Source organism: Streptomyces kanamyceticus, from assembly GCF_008704495.1.
GTDB lineage: Bacteria > Actinomycetota > Actinomycetes > Streptomycetales > Streptomycetaceae > Streptomyces > Streptomyces kanamyceticus.
On the sequence record NZ_CP023699.1, the window covers coordinates 9,530,190 to 9,546,867 of the forward strand.

Sequence of the window (16,678 nt, forward strand, 5' to 3'; positions counted from 1 at the left end):
GGACGGAGGGAAGGGACCATGGTCGACGACATCACCTTCCGCAGGGCACGCACACCTGCCGAGGACGCGGATGTGCTGCGGCTGCGGGAAGCGGTGTACGTGCAGGACCAGGAGCGGCTCACCGACACCGCGCAGACCGCCGACACCTTCGACAAGTTCGACGCCCAGGCCTACTACCTCCTCGCGTACGCCGGGACCGAGGCGGTCGGCACGATAAAGATCGTCCCCGACTCACCGGCCGGAATTCCCTGCGAGGACGTCGCCGACATCGGTGAGCTGCGTGCCGCCGGGCACCGGCTCGTGGAGTTCGGCCACCTGATGACGCTGCCGGGCGTGCGCAATCAGAAGATCGGCATGCGGCTGATGCGCGAGGCGCTGGTGCACAGCGCCCAGGTGCACCAAGTGACGTGCATCCTCGGCGACTTCTTCATCGACGACCGGGACGGCAAGCTGCGCGACTTCTACACCGACATCGGCTTCGTACCGGTCCACGGCCCCTACCTGGACCCCCGCTTCACCGGCGCGCCGCTGAGCATGGTGGCCGCCCTCGACGTACCGGAGTCGGTGCGCCTCTGCAAGGAACTGGGGGCCGACGCCAACGGGTTGCTCAGGTACTTCTTCCAGGACTTCGAAGCCTACGCGAGGGGATCCTCCGAGTATGCGGACGTACCGGCAGGTACTGGCCGAGGCTAAGGCCGCCCACAACCACCCCACCTACGCGAAGATGGCCTTCGTCATGGGATGCGGTGTCCAGGGCGAGGGGAGCGGATCCGCCGTCCTGGACGACGCGGGGCAGTCCTTCCTGGCCATGTTCGATCAGTACGGCAACCAGTCACTCGGCTACTCCCACCCCCGGATCATCGCCGCGCTCCGCGACCAGCTCGACTCCGGGGTCCTCAACAGCAGCAAGATCATGTTCGAGGAGGTGCAGATCCGCCTCACCGAACGCCTCGCCGAAGTCACCGACCAGGAGCTGCCGTTCGCCTATCTCGCCAACGGCGGCGGCGAGACCATCGACAACGCCCTGAAGCTGGCCAGGGCGGCCACCGGCAGGCCGCGGTTCATCAGCGCGCTCGGCTGCTTCCACGGGAAGACCTTCGCCACGCTCGGCGCGGCCGCCAGGCCCGAACACCAGGCGAGCCTCGGCCCCCTCATGGCCGAGTTCGAGCAGGTGCCCTTCGGTGATCTCGACGCGCTTGCCGCGGCCCTGGACGACTCGGTGGCCGCGGTGCTGCTCGAACCCGTCCAGGCGGAGGCCGGTGTCGTCCCGCCGCCGCCCGACTATCTGCGCGAGGTCCGGCGGCTGTGCACCGAGGCAGGCGCGCTGCTCGTACTCGACGAGATGCAGACCGCGTTCGGCCGCTGCGGCACCTTCTTCGCCTACCAGCGGTACGGCATCACCCCGGACCTGCTCTGCGTCGGCAAGGCGTTCGGCGGCGGCATGCTCGCGCTCTCCGCCGTGCTGGGCACCGAGGCGGTCTGGGAGGTCCTGCGCGAGCTGCCCTCCACCTTCGGCTCCAGCCTCGGCGGCAATCCGCTCGCCTGCCGGGCGGGCCTGGAGACGATCGCCATCGCGTCGGACGAGGAGTTCCTGGCGGACGTGCGCACCAAGGGGGAGCGGATCGCCGCCCGGCTGTCCGCCGCCGCCGAGCGGTACCCGGAGGTGATCGCGGAGCACCGCGGCGTCGGCATGATGCACGGCCTCGAACTGCGGGACGAAGCCCTGACCGGGCTCGTCCTGGGACGGCTCATCGAGGAGGGCGTGACCTCCACGTACTCGCTCTACAACCCCCGGGTGCTGCGCGTCCAGCCGCCCCTGGTCATCTCCGACGCCGACCTCGAACGGGGGCTGAGCGTCCTCGAAGGCGTCCTGGCCGAGGCCGACGCGGCCCGTGGGCGCGTACGCCCGACGGCGGCGGTGTCCCCGCTCACCCGCACCGTCCCCCTGGCCGGGTCCGCCGATGCCGTACTCCGGCTGCTGCGCGAACGGCCGCGGCTCCTCGACCCGTTCGCCCTGGACAACCAGGCCGACCGGCAGGAATCGGCGGCGGACTTCAGCGGCCGGATCGGACAGGACGAAGTGGTCTGGTCCGACCGGATCGAACGGCGCGACGACGGCGTCGCGTTGCGGGCCGACCCGTGCTGGCTGTGGCAGGACCTTGCCCGCACCGCCGTGGTGCGCCCGGCGCCGGGCGGCGGCTGCACCGTCGAGGTCGAGATCGCCTGGGACACCGGCAGCGGCGGCTACGAGGAGATGCTCGGCGGCCGGATCGCCCTGTTCGCCGAGGAGCGCCTCACCCATCTGCTGACCCGTCTGGAGAAGGAGTTGGAGAACGAGTGAGCATGACCATCGCGGAGCTCGGCGAGCGCTACCGCGAGCACACCGACGCACGGCTGACCGAGATCGACCTCTCCGGTAAGCGCCGTGTCGTCACGTACAGCAGGCTGCACGAGCTCGCCACGGAACGTGCGGAGCGACTGGCGGCGGCCGGGGTGGAGCCGGGGCACCTGGTCGGCATCCGCGCGCCCAGCACCATCGACTGGGCGATCTGGGACCTCGCGACGCTGATGCGCGGTGCGGTCGTCAAGGCGTTCCCCGAGGACACCGAGATAGCGGACCCGGCCGGGTTCGTCGCCCGGCACGAGCTCGCCCTGCTGATCGCCGACGGGCTCACGGCCGACTGCCCCGCGGCGATCGCCCCTGACGGACTGCCAGGACCCGACGTCGTGCCGGACACGGCGGGACGCGTGGACCCCGGCCGGGTCCACAGCCTCGTCTACTCCTCGGGCACCTCGGGAAAGCTCAAGGGCCTCAACATCACCGCCAAGGGCACCGAGTACGTGGTCAACCAGTTCATGGAGACCTACCACGTCACCGCGAGCGACCGCCATCTGATCTTCCTGCCGCTCTCCAACTACCAGCAGCGGCTCTCCCTCTACTGCTGCCTGTGGCTCGGCGCCGACCTGACGCTCGCCCCCTACCAGCGCGTCTTCCACGCGATCCGCAGCGAACGGCCCACCTTCCTGATCGGCCCCCCGGTCTTCTACGACACGGCGCTGCAGCTGTACCGCAAGACCGGCGGCACTGCCACGCTCGGTGAATTCCTGGGCGGTGCCATCCGTTTCCTGATCACGGGCATGGCTCCCATCAGGCGGGAGACGCTGGACGCGTTCTGGGAAGGGGACGTGAAGCTCCTGGAGGTCTACGGCCTGAACGAGACCGGCATGGTGGCCTGGAACACCGAGGAGGCGCACCGGCTCGGCACCGTCGGCAGGCTCCTCGATCCCAGCCACGTCCGGTTCCTCGACGACGGTGAGGTGATCCTGAAGCGCCCCGCTCCCCAGAGCAGCGGCTACTTCGAGGTTCCCGACGACGGGGCGGACGAGACGTACCGCCCCGACGGGAGCATCGCCACGGGCGACTTCGGCGTGCTCGACGACGACGGCTTCCTCACCCTCGTCGGCCGCAAGAAGGACGTGATCGTCCTGGGCAACGGGCGCAAGGTGCACCCCGCCCAGATCGAGGAGGCATTCGTCGGGATCGAAGGACTCGCGGAGATCATCGTGGTGCCCACCCCCGAGAGCGGCAGGCTCGGCGCCTTGGTCACCACCACCGACCCCGCCGACTCCGCGCTGCCCGCCAAGGTGCGGGCCCGCATGGACGAGGTCAACCGGCGGCTCGACACCCACCAGCGGGTCGTATCCGTGATCTTCTCTCCGCAGCAACTGCGCTCCGACGCACGCTTCATGACAGGGAACATGAAGCTGAGCAGGGCCACCGTGGCGCGGCACTTCGCCGACACGGTGCGCGGCGCGGGCACGGCCGCAGAGGAGGCGGAGGCCCGATGAACCCGAACCCGGCCCCGCGGACGGCACCCGCCGCGCCCCCGATCGTCGACGCACAGGTCAACCTGGCCAGCCTGCTCGCCATCCCGCGCTCCTTCGTCGAGCACCAGGCCGCCAACGTCCACCACCGGCTCGACGCCTACGGACTCGGCGGCCGACCCGACCGCGTACGCAACCAGGTCTTCTCCCTGTACGCGGACGACGACGCGGACCAGCTGGTCGCCGAGATGGACGAGGCGGGGGTGGACCAGGCGTTCCTCGTGGCGCCCGACTACTCGCACGCGGCCGACTGCGCGCTGTCCCAGCCCGAACTCGCCGCGCTGCACGACCGGGTGAACCGCCGTCACCCGGGCCGGTTCCACGTCTTCTGGGGCGTGGACCCCCGCGGCGGGCAGGACGGCATCGACCTCTTCGAGCGGTGCGTGACGGAGTACGGATTCGCCGGGATGAAGCTCTACCCGCCCTGCGGATACGAGCCCAGCGACCCGCGCCTGTACCCGTACTTCGAGCGCTGCGCCCACTACGGCATCCCGGTGCTCACCCACACGGGCCCCGGCTGGGGGCCGCTGGACTTCAGCTTCGGCAGCCCGCTGCTCGTGGACCGGGCGGCCAGGGACTTCCCCGGCGTCGACTTCATCCTGGGGCACGGCGGGGTCACGCACGTCGACGAGGCCGCGTACCTCTGCGCCCACCGGCCCAACGTCCACCTGGACATCAGCCAGTTCCACTCGGTGCTCAGCGCCGACGGCTGGCAGACCCACGTCAACCGGCTCTTCAAGGCCGGGATTTCCCACAAGATCCTCTTCGGTACCTGCTGGCCGTCCTTCCGTCTTTCGGAGTCGCTCGGGGGCCTGCTCAAGGAGTTCTCCCGCGGGGCCCCGGCCGTGGCCGGGCTGCGGGAGGCCGAACGCAAAATGATCATGAGCGGCAACAGCCTCCGCCTGCTGGGGCGGAAATCCACGGAACAGCGGAAATCCACGGAACAAAGGGGTGGTCGGCCGTGAACGAGGACGTCTCGGCGGTGGAGAAGGATCTCGTCGCGTGGGTGGAGAACTGGAACGAGGGGGAGGCGGAGGCCACCGACGTCAAGGCCGAGACGGAGCTGACCCACTCCGGGCTGCTCGACTCGATGGCGCTGGTCGGCCTCATCTCCTACCTGGAGGAGCGCAGCGACCGGGAATTCGACTACTCGACCTTCGAACCGGGTGACGGCGTCAGCATCCGGGGCCTGGTGGAGCACTGCTTGCGGTGATCGTCTACGACGGCCACTGCCACGTGGCATCCACCGACTTCGTCCCGCTGGCCTTCGTGGAAGGCGTGGCGGTCAACGTCCACAGCAGGCTCTCCGCACGAGGCCCCGCACCGGACCCCGGCCGGATCGCGGACGGCTACCAGGCGCAGCACCAGGACCATCTGGCCGACGGCCTGGTCGCCGAGATGGACCGGGCGGGGGTCGACCGCTCGGTGCTCCTGGTGCCCGACTTCAGCCACCGGATGGCCTGCCCGCTGACCCCCGAGGAGATGGCCGAGCGGCACCACCGGATCCGGCTGCGGCATCCCGGACGGTTCTGGGTCTACATCGGGATCGATCCCCGCCACGGCCCAGGCAACCTCCGGTTCTTCGAGAAGACCCTGGACGACTACGGCTTCGACGGCATCAAGCTCTACCCGCCGTGCGGCTACTCGCCCTCGGACCGGAGCCTGTATCCCTACTACGAGATCTGCGCGGCCCGGTCGCTGCCGGTCTTCGTGCACACGGGCCCCAGCGTGCCGAGCCTCGACACGGAACTGGCCCATCCGCTCCACATCGACCAGGCGGCCCGCGACTTCCCCGGTGTCGACTTCGTCCTGGGGCACGCCGGGGTGACCAACCTGGAGACGGGGGCCTATCTCGCGGCGCACCGGCCCAACGTGTACCTGGACATCGGCGGGTTCGCCAGCTCGGCCACCCTGCGGAGCTGGCCGCACCACCTCAACCGGCTGTTCCGGATGGGCATCAACCACAAGGTGATCTTCGGTACGGACTGGCCGCTCGGGCGGATGTCCGGAGGGCTGCAGCGCACGATGCGCGAGGTGGTCGAGGGGCCGACCGTCTTCGACGGCGTGCCCCGGCGCGATCGCGCGCTGCTGCTCCACGAGAACCTGCTCCGGGTGCTCGCTCCCGCGAGCCGCCCGGCAGGCGTCCTGCCGAAGGGCCCCGACGGCGTACCGAAGGTCCCCGGCCGGAGCCGGTCGTGAACCGGCCGGGCCGGGACCCGGTCCCGCTAGGCCGCGACGAGCTCGCTGTCGTCGTCGATACTGGTCAGGAATTCGCTGAGGAAGTCCTCGAAATGGTTGAAGGACTCGGCCCTGAAAAGGACCGGTTGGTATTTCTCCACCAGGTAGCCCTGGCGCCCCATGGCCGCCGCGTCGAACGGGAAGATGTCCGCGCCGAGGAAGTATTCCATTTCTCCGCACGAAGACAGCAGGCTCGCTCCGCAGACCTTGGTCCTGCCGTCCTCCCTCACCAGTCCGTATTCGATGGTGAACCAGAAGACCCGGGACACGAGGCTGACCGCCTCGTCGGACTCAAGACGGCGGACCGTCTTCCCGAGGAGTTCGTACAGCGTCGCCCATCGATTACTTGAAAGGTGTGTGCCGTGCCCCACCACCTCATGGATCATGTCCGGTTCCGGCGAAAAGCGCGGGAACGAGGGATGGCGTATGTACTGGGTCGCCTGGAACCTTCGATCGGCCAGCGAGCCGTAGAAATCGCGCTGCGCCACCAGTCCCGCGGCCGGGCCGAAGGTGAATCCGGTGAGCGGGTGTACGCGCGCTGAGACGTCGCTGAGCTGCGGAAGCCGGTCGTGCCGCAGGTCGAGCAGCTCGCTCGCCTCGACGAATTCACGACAGGCGTGCACACGGTGCTTGGCGGACAATTCCGTGCTCACCGTGTGCCACGTCTCGTGCTCGGCCTCCGTATAAGGAATGTCGGGTGCCGGTTCGCCCACCCTGTGTTGTAAAGCGAGATCGGCGATGCGGGCCCGGTGCTCCTGATACGGCCGGTCCTGGTATCCGGGGTGGTCCTTCGCGAAGATCACGGACACACGCCCGTGTTCATTATTGATGACCGGAGAGTAAAGGGTGGCTTCCTTGAACATCAGAACCGCCTGGTGGATGACGATGGTTGAAGCGCTCAACGTAGGCTAACGGGTCGCTGAGTGAGTGTCACCCCTGGAGGGTTATAGGTAGCCGATACTCATGGCGAATAGCCGGAGGCTACGTATGGATTCCAGAAAGGAAACCATGAAAATTCGGACTCCTCGATGGACGGCCGGCCGAGTTGATGCGGACCTGGCCGATCCCTACTTGTACACCGATGAGGCCCATCGGGAAATGTGGCGGCAGGCGCGCGGCGAGCATCCGGTGGCGTGGACGGAGTCGGAGCTGGCCGGTGGCTTCTGGTCGGTCGTGACCCACGCCGAGGGCTCGGAGGTGATCAGACGCCCCACGAGCTTCGTCTCCGACCAGGGCATGCGGCTCCAGGCCAACCCCGCGGGCGTGCGGGCCGCGGCGGGACGCATGCTCGTCGTCTCCGACGGCGCCGAGCACCGGCGGCTGCGCGGCGTGCACCAGGCATGGTTCAACGCGCGCTCCGTCGCCGCTCTCGTGCCCACCCTCGGCGCCCGCGTCGAAGCGCGCCTGGACGCCCTGCTGGCCCGCGGCACCGCCTTCGACGCGATCGCCGAACTCACCTCGGAGGTGCCGCGGTGGGCGCTCTTCGACCTCCTCGGCGTTCCCGACGAGGACCAGGACGAGCTGGCCCGCACGATGGAGGCCGCCTTCGACGACTCCGACCCGGGCCCCGCGGGTGAGGCCGCCCGCACCGCCGCGCACACGCGGATCTTCGGCCACTTCGGTGACCTGCTCGACCTGCGCAGGGAGGAGCCCGGCGACGACATCGTCTCCGCGCTCGCCGAAGCCGCCCCGGACGGCGTCCCGTTGACCGACGACGAGATCCTGCTCAACTGCGACGGCCTGATGAACGGCGGCCTGGAGACCACGTCGCACGCGCTGGCCGGGGCCCTGCTGGTCTTCGCGCGCCAGCCCGACGTGTGGCGCAGGCTCAGGGAAGATCCGGGGCTGATCGACACGGCGGTGGAGGAGATCCTGCGGTGGACCTCACCGGCCCTGCACGCCCTGCGCACCGCCGCCGAGGACACCGTGCTGGGCGACGTCAGGATCGCGGCGGGCGACCGCGTCGCGATCTGGTACCCCTCCTGCAACCGTGACGAGAAGGTCTTCGCCGACCCCGACACCTTCCGGATCGACCGCCGCCCCAATCCGCACATCGCCTTCGGCGGCGGCCCCCACTACTGCGTCGGCGCCACCCTGACCCGCCTCGAGGTGAAGTGCGTGCTGGCGGCCGCGGTCGAGCGGGTCGCGGAGATCGAGGTCGAGGGCGAAGCGGTACGGCGCCCTTCCAACTTCCTCCAGGGACTGTCCCACCTCCGGATCGGCCTGACGCCGGACCGAAGGACCGGCCCGCGCTCAGGATGCGGCCCGCGCTCGGACCCGGAGCCGCGCTCGGACTCGGAGGTAGGACCGGGCCCGGAGATAGGACCGGGCCCGGTCAACGGAGCGTCATCGAGCGGCACTTCGTCCGACCTGCGCATCGCCCTGCCCGGCGCGGACAGCGGCACCGGCACCGGCACCGTCGAGGTGCGCAGCAACCAGGAGGTCACCTTCGGCCGGGGCCTGATTGGTGCCCCGGCCGACATCTCCGTCGACGACCCCACCGGCGAGCCCATCGCGGGACGGATCAGGGCCGCCGAGGACGGCCTGTGGTTCATCACCAACCTCAGCCGGGCCCGCACCTACGTGGTGGAGAACGAGGAGGGCGGCGGCGAATACGTCTGCGTGCCGCCGGGCCGGCTCGACATGCCCGTCCCGTTCGCGCACGCCAGGATCAGCCTGCCGTCGTCCTCCGGTTCGACGTACATGTCCGTGCGCGCGCCGACCCCGGCCAACGCGTACGCGGCCACCTCGTACGCGGCCGACGCGGACCCCGCCGCGCAGTCCGACCCGGCGTTCGCCCTCGATCCCCGGTCCAAGTACTTCTTGGTCCTCGTCGCGCTGTGCGAGCCCCAGCTGCGCACTCCCGCCACGATGGCCATCCCCAGCACCGCCGAGATCGTCCGCAGGCTGAGCCCCCTCGCCTCCTGTCGCAGGATCAGCCCGGCGGCGGTCAACTTCCACATCGAGTACATCGCCCGGAACAAGCTGGGCGTACGCAACCAGCAGCCGCCGTCGGGGCGTTCGGGCGGCAACTGGCTGCGCCAGGCGGTCGTCTCCACCGCGCTGCGGTTCCGGCTGGTGTGGACCGAACACCTGGCACTGCTTCCCGTCGCTGAGGCGCGGTGATCGTCAGGAGGTAGCGCGCAGTCGCCGGGAGACCAGCTCGGCGACCGCCCGCGCGGCCTCGCCCGACAGCAACTGGTGGTGGGTGCAGTCGAGCCGCACGTCCTCGATGGGGCCCTCCACGTACGGTCCCCAGGCCTCGGCGGCGGACGGCAGCCCGTCGCCCCGGTCGAGGGCCGCGGTCACGAACAGCACCGGGCCGCGGAACGGCTTGGGGTCGAAGCCCCTGGCGAGCTCGCGGTTGTTCTCGAACACCCTGACCATGGCGGCCAGTTGGGGTTCGGTCAGTCCGAGGGCCGCGCCCCGCTCCCCGGAGTCCTGCGCCGCGCCGTCCACTCCCAGGGCCTCGGAGACCGCGGCGAGCGCCTCCTCCGTTCCGGCCGCCTGATCCGCACCGCCCTCCGGCGCCAGCAGCTCCACGTCACCGGGGTAGCCGTCCAGGATCAGCAGCAGCGGCACTTCTTCCCCCTGCTCCTGGAGGAGGACCGCCATCGCGTGGGCGACGAGGCCGCCGAACGACCAGCCCAGGAGGTGATAGGGGCCGACCGGCTGGACCTCGCGCAGCCGCTCGACGTACTCCGCCGCCATCTCCCCGATGCTCGCGGGGAGTTCACCCGCCGGGGAGATGCCGCGCGCCTGTACGCCATGGACCGGCTGTTCGGGCGCGAGGTGGGCGAGCAACGCGGAGTAGCACCAGGCCAGTCCGCCGCCGGGATGCGCACAGAACAGCGCGGGCCCCTGCCCCGACGCGCGCAGCGGCAGCACGGTACGGAAGGCGTCGTGCTCCTGGGATTCCTGGTCCCCGCCCGGTTCCGTCAGCCGCAGCGCGAGCTCCGCCACGGTGGGCGCCTCGAACAGCGCCCTGATCCCCAGCTGGCGACCGGTGGCCGAGCGGATCCTGCCGACCAGGCGCGCCGCGAGCAGGGAGTGGCCGCCGAGCTGGAAGAAGTTCTCGTCGGCCCCCACGGCGTCCACCCCGAGCTCCGCCGCGAAGAGAGCGGACACCAGCTCCTCCGTGGCTCCGCGCGGCGCGCGGGCGGCTGACGACGCGGACGAGGGGGTGAACTCCGGGCGCGGCAGCGCCCCGCGGTCGACTTTGCCGTTCGTGGTGAGCGGCACCTCGTCGATCACGATCAGCGCCGCGGGCACCATGTGGCCCGGCAGGGTGCGCTCCACGAACCGGCGCAGCTCCGTCGGGTCGAGGCGGGCGTCCTCGGTGGGCACGGCGTAGCCGACCAGGCGTACGTCCCCGGAGGCCGCGGCGTGCGTGGTGACGACCGCGCGGGCCACGCCGGGATGCCCGGTCAACGCGGCTTCGACGTCGCCGAGTTCGATGCGGAACCCGCGCACCTTGACTTGGTCGTCGGTACGGCCGAGGAACTCGATGTCGCCGTCCGCCCGCCACCGGACCACGTCCCCGGTGCGGTACATGCGGGATCCCGCGGGGCCCCACGGATCGGCCACGAACCGCTGTGCGCTCAGGCCGGGGCGACGCAGATAGCCGCGTGCCACACCGGTGCCGCCCACGTACAACTCGCCCTTCACCCCGACCGGGACGGGACGCAGCCGGTCGTCGAGGACGTAGAGGCGGTTGCCGGGCTGCCGCGCGCCGATCGGCACCTGGCCGGACGCCGGTCGCCGCCCCGGATCGATCCGGTACTCGGTACAGGCCACCGTGATCTCGGTGGGGCCGTAGAGGTTGTGGGCCCTGGCCTCCGGGCGCCTGCGCCGTGACGACTCCAGCGCCTCGCCGGTGAGCGGCTCACCGGCGAGCATCAGGTCCTCGGTGGGCAGGAACACCGGGGGCAGGGCGTCGAGCAGCGCCAGATGGCTCGGGGTCGCGATGAGCAGGGTGCAGGGGTGTTCCGCGAGCCACGCCTCCAACCGCGGGTCGTGCTCCAGCGGTGCGACCAGGACGCAGCCGCCCAGGATCAGCGGGGTGAACAGGGCGGTGATGGCGATGTCGAAGGAGACGGAGCCGTGCTGGAGGGCGACGCCGCGCGCGCCGGGGTACTCCTGGGCCGTCCAGGCGAGGTAGTCGATCATCGCCCGATGGGTGACGACGACGCCCTTGGGCCTGCCGGTGGATCCCGAGGTGTAGATGACGTACGCCGGGTGGAGGTCCCGCAGCGGGGCGCGGCGGTCGGCGTCGGTGAGGTCGGCGTCGGCGCCCGGCACCGCGGGAGCCGCCAGGTCGAGGTGCCAGACGGGCACGTCGGCATCGGGCAGACCGGCGCGTACGGAAGTGGTGGTGAGCAGCAGCGCCGCACGGGCGTCCGCCAGCATGAAGGAGAGGCGGTCGGCCGGGTAGTCCGCGTCGAGCGGCAGGTAGGCGCCACCGGCCTTGCCCACGGCGAGCAGGGCGACGAGCAGCTCGGCGGACCCGTCCACGGCGACGGCCACCACGTCCTCGGGCCCGATGCCGAAGTCCACCAGACGGCGGGCGAGCCGGTTCGCCCGCGCGTTGAGCTCCGCGTAGTCGAGCACGTCCGCGCCGCACCGGACGGCGGGCAGGGCGGGGGTGCGTGCGGCCTGGTGCGCCACGAGTTCGGCCACGGAGGACGCCGCGGCGGCGCCGCCGGGACGGACGTCGTCTCCTACGCCGCCCCAGTCGGTCAGCAGCCTGCGGCGTTCGGCGGTGTCCAGCAGGTCGATGCTGTGGACGGCGACGTCCGGATCGGCCACCACCGTGTTGACGAGCCGGACGAGACGGGAGGCCATGGACTCGATCGTGTCCCGGTCGAACAGCTCGGTGTCGTAGTCGATCACGCAGCGGATGCCCTGCGGCGCGCCCGCCACTCCGTACTCCTCCTCCACCTGGAACAGCAGGTCGAACTTGGTGGCACTGGTCACCGTCTCCACCGGCGCCGCCTCCACCGCGCCCAGGCGCCAGGGCGCGGTGGAGCGGACCTCGAAGGTCAGCATCGTCTGGAAGAGCGGGTGCCTGCCCAGCGAGCGGTCGGGGTTGACCGCCTCCACCAGCCGCTCGAACGGCAGGTCCTGGTGCTCGTAGGCCGCCAGATCGGTCGCGCGCACCCGGTCGATCACCTCCCGGAAGGTCGGGTCCCCGGACAGGTCGGCGCGCAGGACGACGGTGTTCACGAAGAAGCCGACGAGTTCGTCGAACTCCTCCTCCGAGCGGCCCGCGACGGCCGAGCCCAGCGGAATGTCAGTGCCCGCGCCGAGCCGGGTGAACAGCGTCGCGACCGCGGCCTGCAGCACCATGAAGAGGGTCGCCCGGCTCTCCTTGGCCAGCGCGACCAGGCGGGCCTGCACGGCGGTGCCGAGCCGGAGCTGGACGCTGCCCGCGCGGTGGGCTGAGACGGGCGGGCGCGGCCGGTCGTAGGGCAGCTCCAACTCGGGCGGCAGTCCGGCGAGGGCGTCGGTCCAGTACCGCAACTGGCGTGCCTGCACGCTGTCCTGGGCGTCCGGATCGCCGAGGAAGTCGCGCTGCCAGGCCACGTAGTCCGCGTACTGCGCGGGCAGCGGTTCGTCCCACTCCGGTTCTTCGCCGTCACATCGCGCTTCGTACGCCGTGGCGAGATCGGTGGTCAACGGGCCGATCGACCAGCCGTCGGCCGCGATGTGATGGTGCAGCACGAGCAGCACGTGCTCGTGCTCGCCGAGCACGAACAGCCAGCAGCGGACGGGGAGTTCGGCGGCGAGGTCGAAGACATGGCGGGCCGCGTCGTCGATGTCGGCGGCAAGCCGCTCCGGAGCGCTCTCCCGCACCAGGAAGACGGGCCGGGCGAGATCGCCCTCGCGCACCTGCTGGTAGGGCTCGCCGTCGACCTCCAGATAGCCGGTGCGCAGCACCTCGTGCCGCTCGACGACGTCGGTGAAGGCGCGTATCAGCGCATCGCGGTCGAGGCTTCCGGTCAGCCGGAGGGCCAGCGGCACGTTGTAGGCCGCGCCGTGCTCCTCGAGCCGGGACAGAAACCACAGTCGGCGCTGGGCGTAGGAAAGCGGGATCATTGGTTCCCCCATCCGATGGCGATATGACGCCTGGTCCTCTTGGCGCGTTCTTTCCTACGGCTTTTCGGCCACGGCCTCGGTTTCGGCCGTGGGCCTCGGCTCGGGCTCGTTGAGAGGAATGTCGCGCATGCCCCGCAAAGGCGAGAAGAACAGCCAAAGACCCGCGCAGCAACCGCCGATGACGGCGATCCACAACGTGGTCTGGACGCCGAAGACCGTGGCGAGTCCGCCGCCGACGAGGCCGCCGACCGGCAGGGTGCCCCAGGTGATCCAGCGCGCGGCGGCGCTGACCCGGCCGAGCAGCTCCGGCGGGCAGGCGGCCTGGCGGTAGCTGGTCAGCGAGATGCCCGCGACGGTGGAGGAGAAGGTCCACGAGATCCAGCCGAAGCCGAAGAGCAGCACCCACCAGCCGGATCCGGCCATCGGGATCAGCAGTCCGGGCAGCGAGAGGACGGTCATCGCGATCCAGCTGATCCGCGCGGAGCCGAAGCGCCGGGCGAGGTGCCGTGCCGCCACGCCGCCCGCCACACCGCCGACGGCGCCCAGCGCGAGGAGCAGCCCGACCAGGCCGGGTCGCAGGTGGAGCGTGCGGATCAGGAAGACCGGGCCCAGGGTCTCCACGATGATCACGAAGAAGTTGGCGGTGCCGTTGAAGGCCACCGAGTTCCGCAGGATGCGGTCGCGCAGGACGTAGTCGAGCCCCTCACGGATCTGCGACCGCATCGTCGGCCGCGGCCCCGGATCGGCCTTGCGGCGCGGCTCCGGGGTGCGGATCGCCGACAGCGCGCTGGCCGACAGGGCGAAGGAGACCGCGTCGGCCGCCATCGCCCCCGCGGCGCCGATCAGCGTCACCAGACCCGCACCGGAACTGGGGCCCGCGACCTGCGCGACCGACCGGGAAGCGGCGATCTTGCCGTTGCCGTCGAGGAGTTGACTGTGTTCGAGGACCGCGGGCAGATAGGCCTGGTAGGCGACCGCGAAGAAGACCGAGAGCACGCTGGAGACCAGCGCGACGACATAGAGGTGGACGAGTGTCAGGGAGTCGAGGACGTGGGCCAGGGGCACCGAGCCGATCACCAGGAACAGTCCGACGTCGCACCAGATCATCAGCCGTCGCTTGGCGACCCGGTCCACGATGGCTCCGGCCGGCAGTGCGACCAGGAGGTACGCGCTCGTCTCCGCGGCCGCCAACAGGCCGACCTGGAACGGGGTGGCATCCAGCAGCACGACCGCGACCAACGGCAGGGCGAGAACGGTGATCTGCGTCCCCATCTCGCTGACCGTCTGCCCGCTCCATAAGAGCAGGAATTCGCGATTGCGCCAGATCGAGGAATGCTTTCTACTGTCGTCGACCATCCGTCAGATAGTGTCATCAGCCCCAACACATGTCCATGCCATCATCAGCCGCAGACGTCACCGAATTCCCCTTTGCCGAGGCCTCGACTCGCAGGTTCGGAACAACGAGACGGACGTCACTATGTGTTCACTCGGGCGTGTCTTTGTGGTCGGTCGGGCGTGACGGTGGACGCCACCGAATTGGGCGAGCGCGCCACGCCCGTCCGGGGCAGGGCGAGCGCCCTGGCCCTGCTGCTCGGCGCCGACGTGGCGGTGCAGTTCGGGTCGGCGGCGGCCGCGCTGCTGATACCCGAAGTGGGCGTCTGGGGCGTACTCGTCCTGCGCCTCACGGTCTCCGCGGTGCTGCTGCTCGCGATCTGCCGTCCGACGCTCCGGGGCCACACCTCCAAGGACTGGGCGGTGGCGGGCCTGCTCGGTCTGACGCTGTGCGCCTGGAACAGCTGCTTCTACCTCGCGATCCTGCGCATGCCGCTGGGGCCGACCGTGACGCTGGAGCTGCTCGGCCCGCTGGCGCTCACGCTGCTCGGCTCCCGGCGCGCCGCCGACCCGCTGTGGGCGCTGCTGGCTCTCGCTGGCGTGTTCCTGCTCGGCAAGGACGGTTTCAGCGGCCTGGAGCCCGCCGGGGTGGCCTTCGCGCTCTGCGCCGCCGTCCTGTGGGCCTGCTACATCCAGCTCAGCGCGCGGACCGGCGCGCGCTTCGAGCGGCTCGACGGGCTCGCGGTCGCGATGACGGTCGCCGCCACCGCGAGCGTTCCCGTGGGCCTGCTGTTCGGGCGGGTGACCCTGCCGGAGCCGGGGGACGTCTGGCTCGTCCTCGCCGTGGCCGTACTGTCCTCGGTCGTGCCCACCGCGTCGGAACTCATCGCCCTGCGCACGATCGGGCCGGTCGTCTTCTCCGTCCTGATGAGCCTCGCGCCTCCCGCCGCGGCGCTGGCCGGACTGCTCGTCCTCGACCAGTCGTTGACCCTCCTGCAGTGGCTGGCCATGGTGCTCGTGGTCATCGCGTGCGGCGGGGCGCTGCTCACTCCCGGACCGGGGCGACGCCGGTGACGCCGGGCGGGAGCCGGGGCGGCCGTCCCGCCGTGCCCGCCACCACCTTCTGGAGCAGGCTGTAGGAGAGGATCGGCAGCAGCACCGAGGCGCGGTGGGCGAACGACCCGGCGGCCAGCACCGCCGCCGCGCTGCTGTTGTTCATGCCGGTGGCGAAGGTGAGGGAGATCCCGTCGGGCCGGTCGCACCGCGTCCAGCGGGACAGCCAACGGCCGCAGAAGAAGGTCAGAGCGCACACCGCGCCGGACAGCGCGACCGCCGCGGCGAGCAGGTCGGGGTCGGGGTGGGCGAGTGCCTGCCCCAGCGCGCCCGCGGCGTTGATGTAGCAGAGTGACAGGATGTTGACCAGGTTGACGGCCTTGACCGTGGGCAGGGTCCGGCTGGCCCGGTCCTCGCTGAGCACGGTCCGTACGGCGATGCCGATGAGGCAGGGCAGCACCACGGCCACCAGCGCGAAAAGCCCCGCCCCTGTCTCGGCGATGGTGTCGACGGTGGTCGTGTCGTCCAGGGCGCCCGCGCCGTAGGGGCCGACCAGTTGACCGGCCATGCGCATGCCGAGGGGCACGGTGAGCGGGCTGAGCAGGGTGGAGCCGATCACCATCGCGACGACCAGCGGGACGTTGCCCCCGGCGTTCTGGCCCCAGGAGACGGCGCCGCCCGCGATCGGCATCGCCAGGACGAGCATGAGCCCGATCACCAGGCCCTCGGTCTCCGCCGGATCGGGCCAGCCCCGCAGGATCAGGGCGATGCAGGGGAGCAGGAACAGGGGCAGGAGGGCGTTGGCGGCGACACCCAGGGCCAGCCGCCAGGGCCGGGACAGCACGACGCGCAGATCGGCGATGCGCACGCCGAGCCCGGCGTTGAACAGCATGACCGCCAACAGGGCCATGGGCAGCGTCAGTTCGGCCGTACTCCCCGGGATCCGCAGAGTCAGTGCGCGAAGTGCCTCGCCGGGGGCGGGGCAGACGCCCGCCAGTACGTAGCAGCCGATCATCAGCCCCAGCAGCTGGCGCTGTACGACCATGATTAATTTCGTCACACAGCGGAGCCT

The 16,678-nt window shown here is 70.7% G+C and carries 12 protein-coding genes; 8 read left to right on the top strand and 4 right to left on the bottom strand.

Translation table 11 applies throughout. The features are described from left to right. Positions 1-18: 18 nt before the first annotated feature. Genes CP970_RS41240 through CP970_RS41265 form a run of 6 tightly spaced genes read left to right on the top strand, consistent with a single transcriptional unit; the run spans position 19 to position 6,084 of the window. Positions 19-693 carry a GNAT family N-acetyltransferase gene (locus CP970_RS41240; protein WP_055547170.1) on the top strand — a complete coding sequence of 225 codons (675 nt, stop codon included), beginning with the start codon at positions 19-21 and terminating at the stop codon, positions 691-693. Continuing rightward, positions 659-2,341: an aspartate aminotransferase family protein gene (locus CP970_RS41245; protein ID WP_055547168.1), complete on the top strand. Its 1,683-nt coding sequence runs from the start codon at positions 659-661 to the stop codon at positions 2,339-2,341. The genes CP970_RS41240 and CP970_RS41245 overlap by 35 nt, the downstream gene beginning before the upstream one ends. Before the next feature lie 2 nt (positions 2,342-2,343). Next, positions 2,344-3,849 (top strand): AMP-binding protein, encoded by a 1,506-nt coding sequence (locus CP970_RS41250; RefSeq protein WP_055547166.1) that lies wholly within the window; start codon positions 2,344-2,346, stop codon positions 3,847-3,849. After that, positions 3,846-4,850 (top strand): amidohydrolase family protein, encoded by a 1,005-nt coding sequence (locus CP970_RS41255; protein ID WP_055547164.1) that lies wholly within the window; start codon positions 3,846-3,848, stop codon positions 4,848-4,850. Before CP970_RS41250 ends, CP970_RS41255 begins: the two co-directional genes overlap by 4 nt. Then, positions 4,847-5,098: a hypothetical protein gene (locus CP970_RS41260; protein ID WP_055547162.1), complete on the top strand. Its 252-nt coding sequence runs from the start codon at positions 4,847-4,849 to the stop codon at positions 5,096-5,098. Before CP970_RS41255 ends, CP970_RS41260 begins: the two co-directional genes overlap by 4 nt. Next, positions 5,095-6,084 carry an amidohydrolase family protein gene (locus CP970_RS41265; RefSeq protein WP_055547160.1) on the top strand — a complete coding sequence of 330 codons (990 nt, stop codon included), beginning with the start codon at positions 5,095-5,097 and terminating at the stop codon, positions 6,082-6,084. The genes CP970_RS41260 and CP970_RS41265 overlap by 4 nt, the downstream gene beginning before the upstream one ends. A gap of 26 nt (positions 6,085-6,110) precedes the next feature. Here CP970_RS41265 and CP970_RS41270 read toward each other — a convergent pair whose 3' ends face one another. Beyond that, positions 6,111-7,025, bottom strand: a complete 915-nt coding sequence (locus CP970_RS41270; RefSeq protein ID WP_224059000.1) for a phenylalanine 4-monooxygenase — start codon at positions 7,023-7,025, stop codon at positions 6,111-6,113. Positions 7,026-7,221: 196 nt separating this feature from the next. Between CP970_RS41270 and CP970_RS41275 the strand changes: the two genes are divergently transcribed. Then, on the top strand, positions 7,222-9,249 hold the full coding sequence (locus tag CP970_RS41275; protein WP_063806077.1) for a cytochrome P450: 2,028 nt from the start codon (positions 7,222-7,224) through the stop codon (positions 9,247-9,249). A 3-nt stretch (positions 9,250-9,252) separates the two neighbouring features. Here the strand turns inward: CP970_RS41275 and CP970_RS41280 are convergent, their stop codons facing one another. Together CP970_RS41280 and CP970_RS41285 are read right to left on the bottom strand one after the other, a co-directional pair. After that, positions 9,253-13,221 (bottom strand): non-ribosomal peptide synthetase, encoded by a 3,969-nt coding sequence (locus CP970_RS41280; protein WP_055547156.1) that lies wholly within the window; start codon positions 13,219-13,221, stop codon positions 9,253-9,255. Between the two features lie 54 nt (positions 13,222-13,275). Beyond that, positions 13,276-14,577, bottom strand: a complete 1,302-nt coding sequence (locus CP970_RS41285) for an MFS transporter (RefSeq protein WP_055547154.1) — start codon at positions 14,575-14,577, stop codon at positions 13,276-13,278. A 165-nt stretch (positions 14,578-14,742) separates the two neighbouring features. Here CP970_RS41285 and CP970_RS41290 point away from each other — a divergent pair, with 165 nt between their 5' ends. Next, positions 14,743-15,627, top strand: coding sequence for an EamA family transporter (locus tag CP970_RS41290; protein ID WP_157877705.1), 885 nt, complete (start codon positions 14,743-14,745; stop codon positions 15,625-15,627). Here the strand turns inward: CP970_RS41290 and CP970_RS41295 are convergent. Further along, positions 15,599-16,666, bottom strand: a complete 1,068-nt coding sequence (locus tag CP970_RS41295) for a bile acid:sodium symporter family protein (RefSeq protein ID WP_150494618.1) — start codon at positions 16,664-16,666, stop codon at positions 15,599-15,601. The two genes, CP970_RS41290 and CP970_RS41295, sit on opposite strands and share 29 nt — an antisense overlap. Between the last annotated feature and the right edge of the window lie 12 nt (positions 16,667-16,678).

Bases quoted from the DNA above. Each gene is read 5' to 3' on its own strand.
- CP970_RS41255 (WP_055547164.1), top strand. From the start codon at position 3,846: ATGAACCCGAACCCGGCCCCGCGGACGGCACCCGCCGCGCCCCCGATC.
- CP970_RS41240 (WP_055547170.1), top strand. From the start codon at position 19: ATGGTCGACGACATCACCTTCCGCAGGGCACGCACACCTGCCGAGGAC.
- CP970_RS41275 (WP_063806077.1), top strand. From the start codon at position 7,222: ATGTGGCGGCAGGCGCGCGGCGAGCATCCGGTGGCGTGGACGGAGTCG.
- CP970_RS41285 (WP_055547154.1), bottom strand. From the start codon at position 14,577: ATGGTCGACGACAGTAGAAAGCATTCCTCGATCTGGCGCAATCGCGAA.
- CP970_RS41245 (WP_055547168.1), top strand. From the start codon at position 659: ATGCGGACGTACCGGCAGGTACTGGCCGAGGCTAAGGCCGCCCACAAC.
- CP970_RS41250 (WP_055547166.1), top strand. From the start codon at position 2,344: ATGACCATCGCGGAGCTCGGCGAGCGCTACCGCGAGCACACCGACGCA.
- CP970_RS41280 (WP_055547156.1), bottom strand. From the start codon at position 13,221: ATGATCCCGCTTTCCTACGCCCAGCGCCGACTGTGGTTTCTGTCCCGG.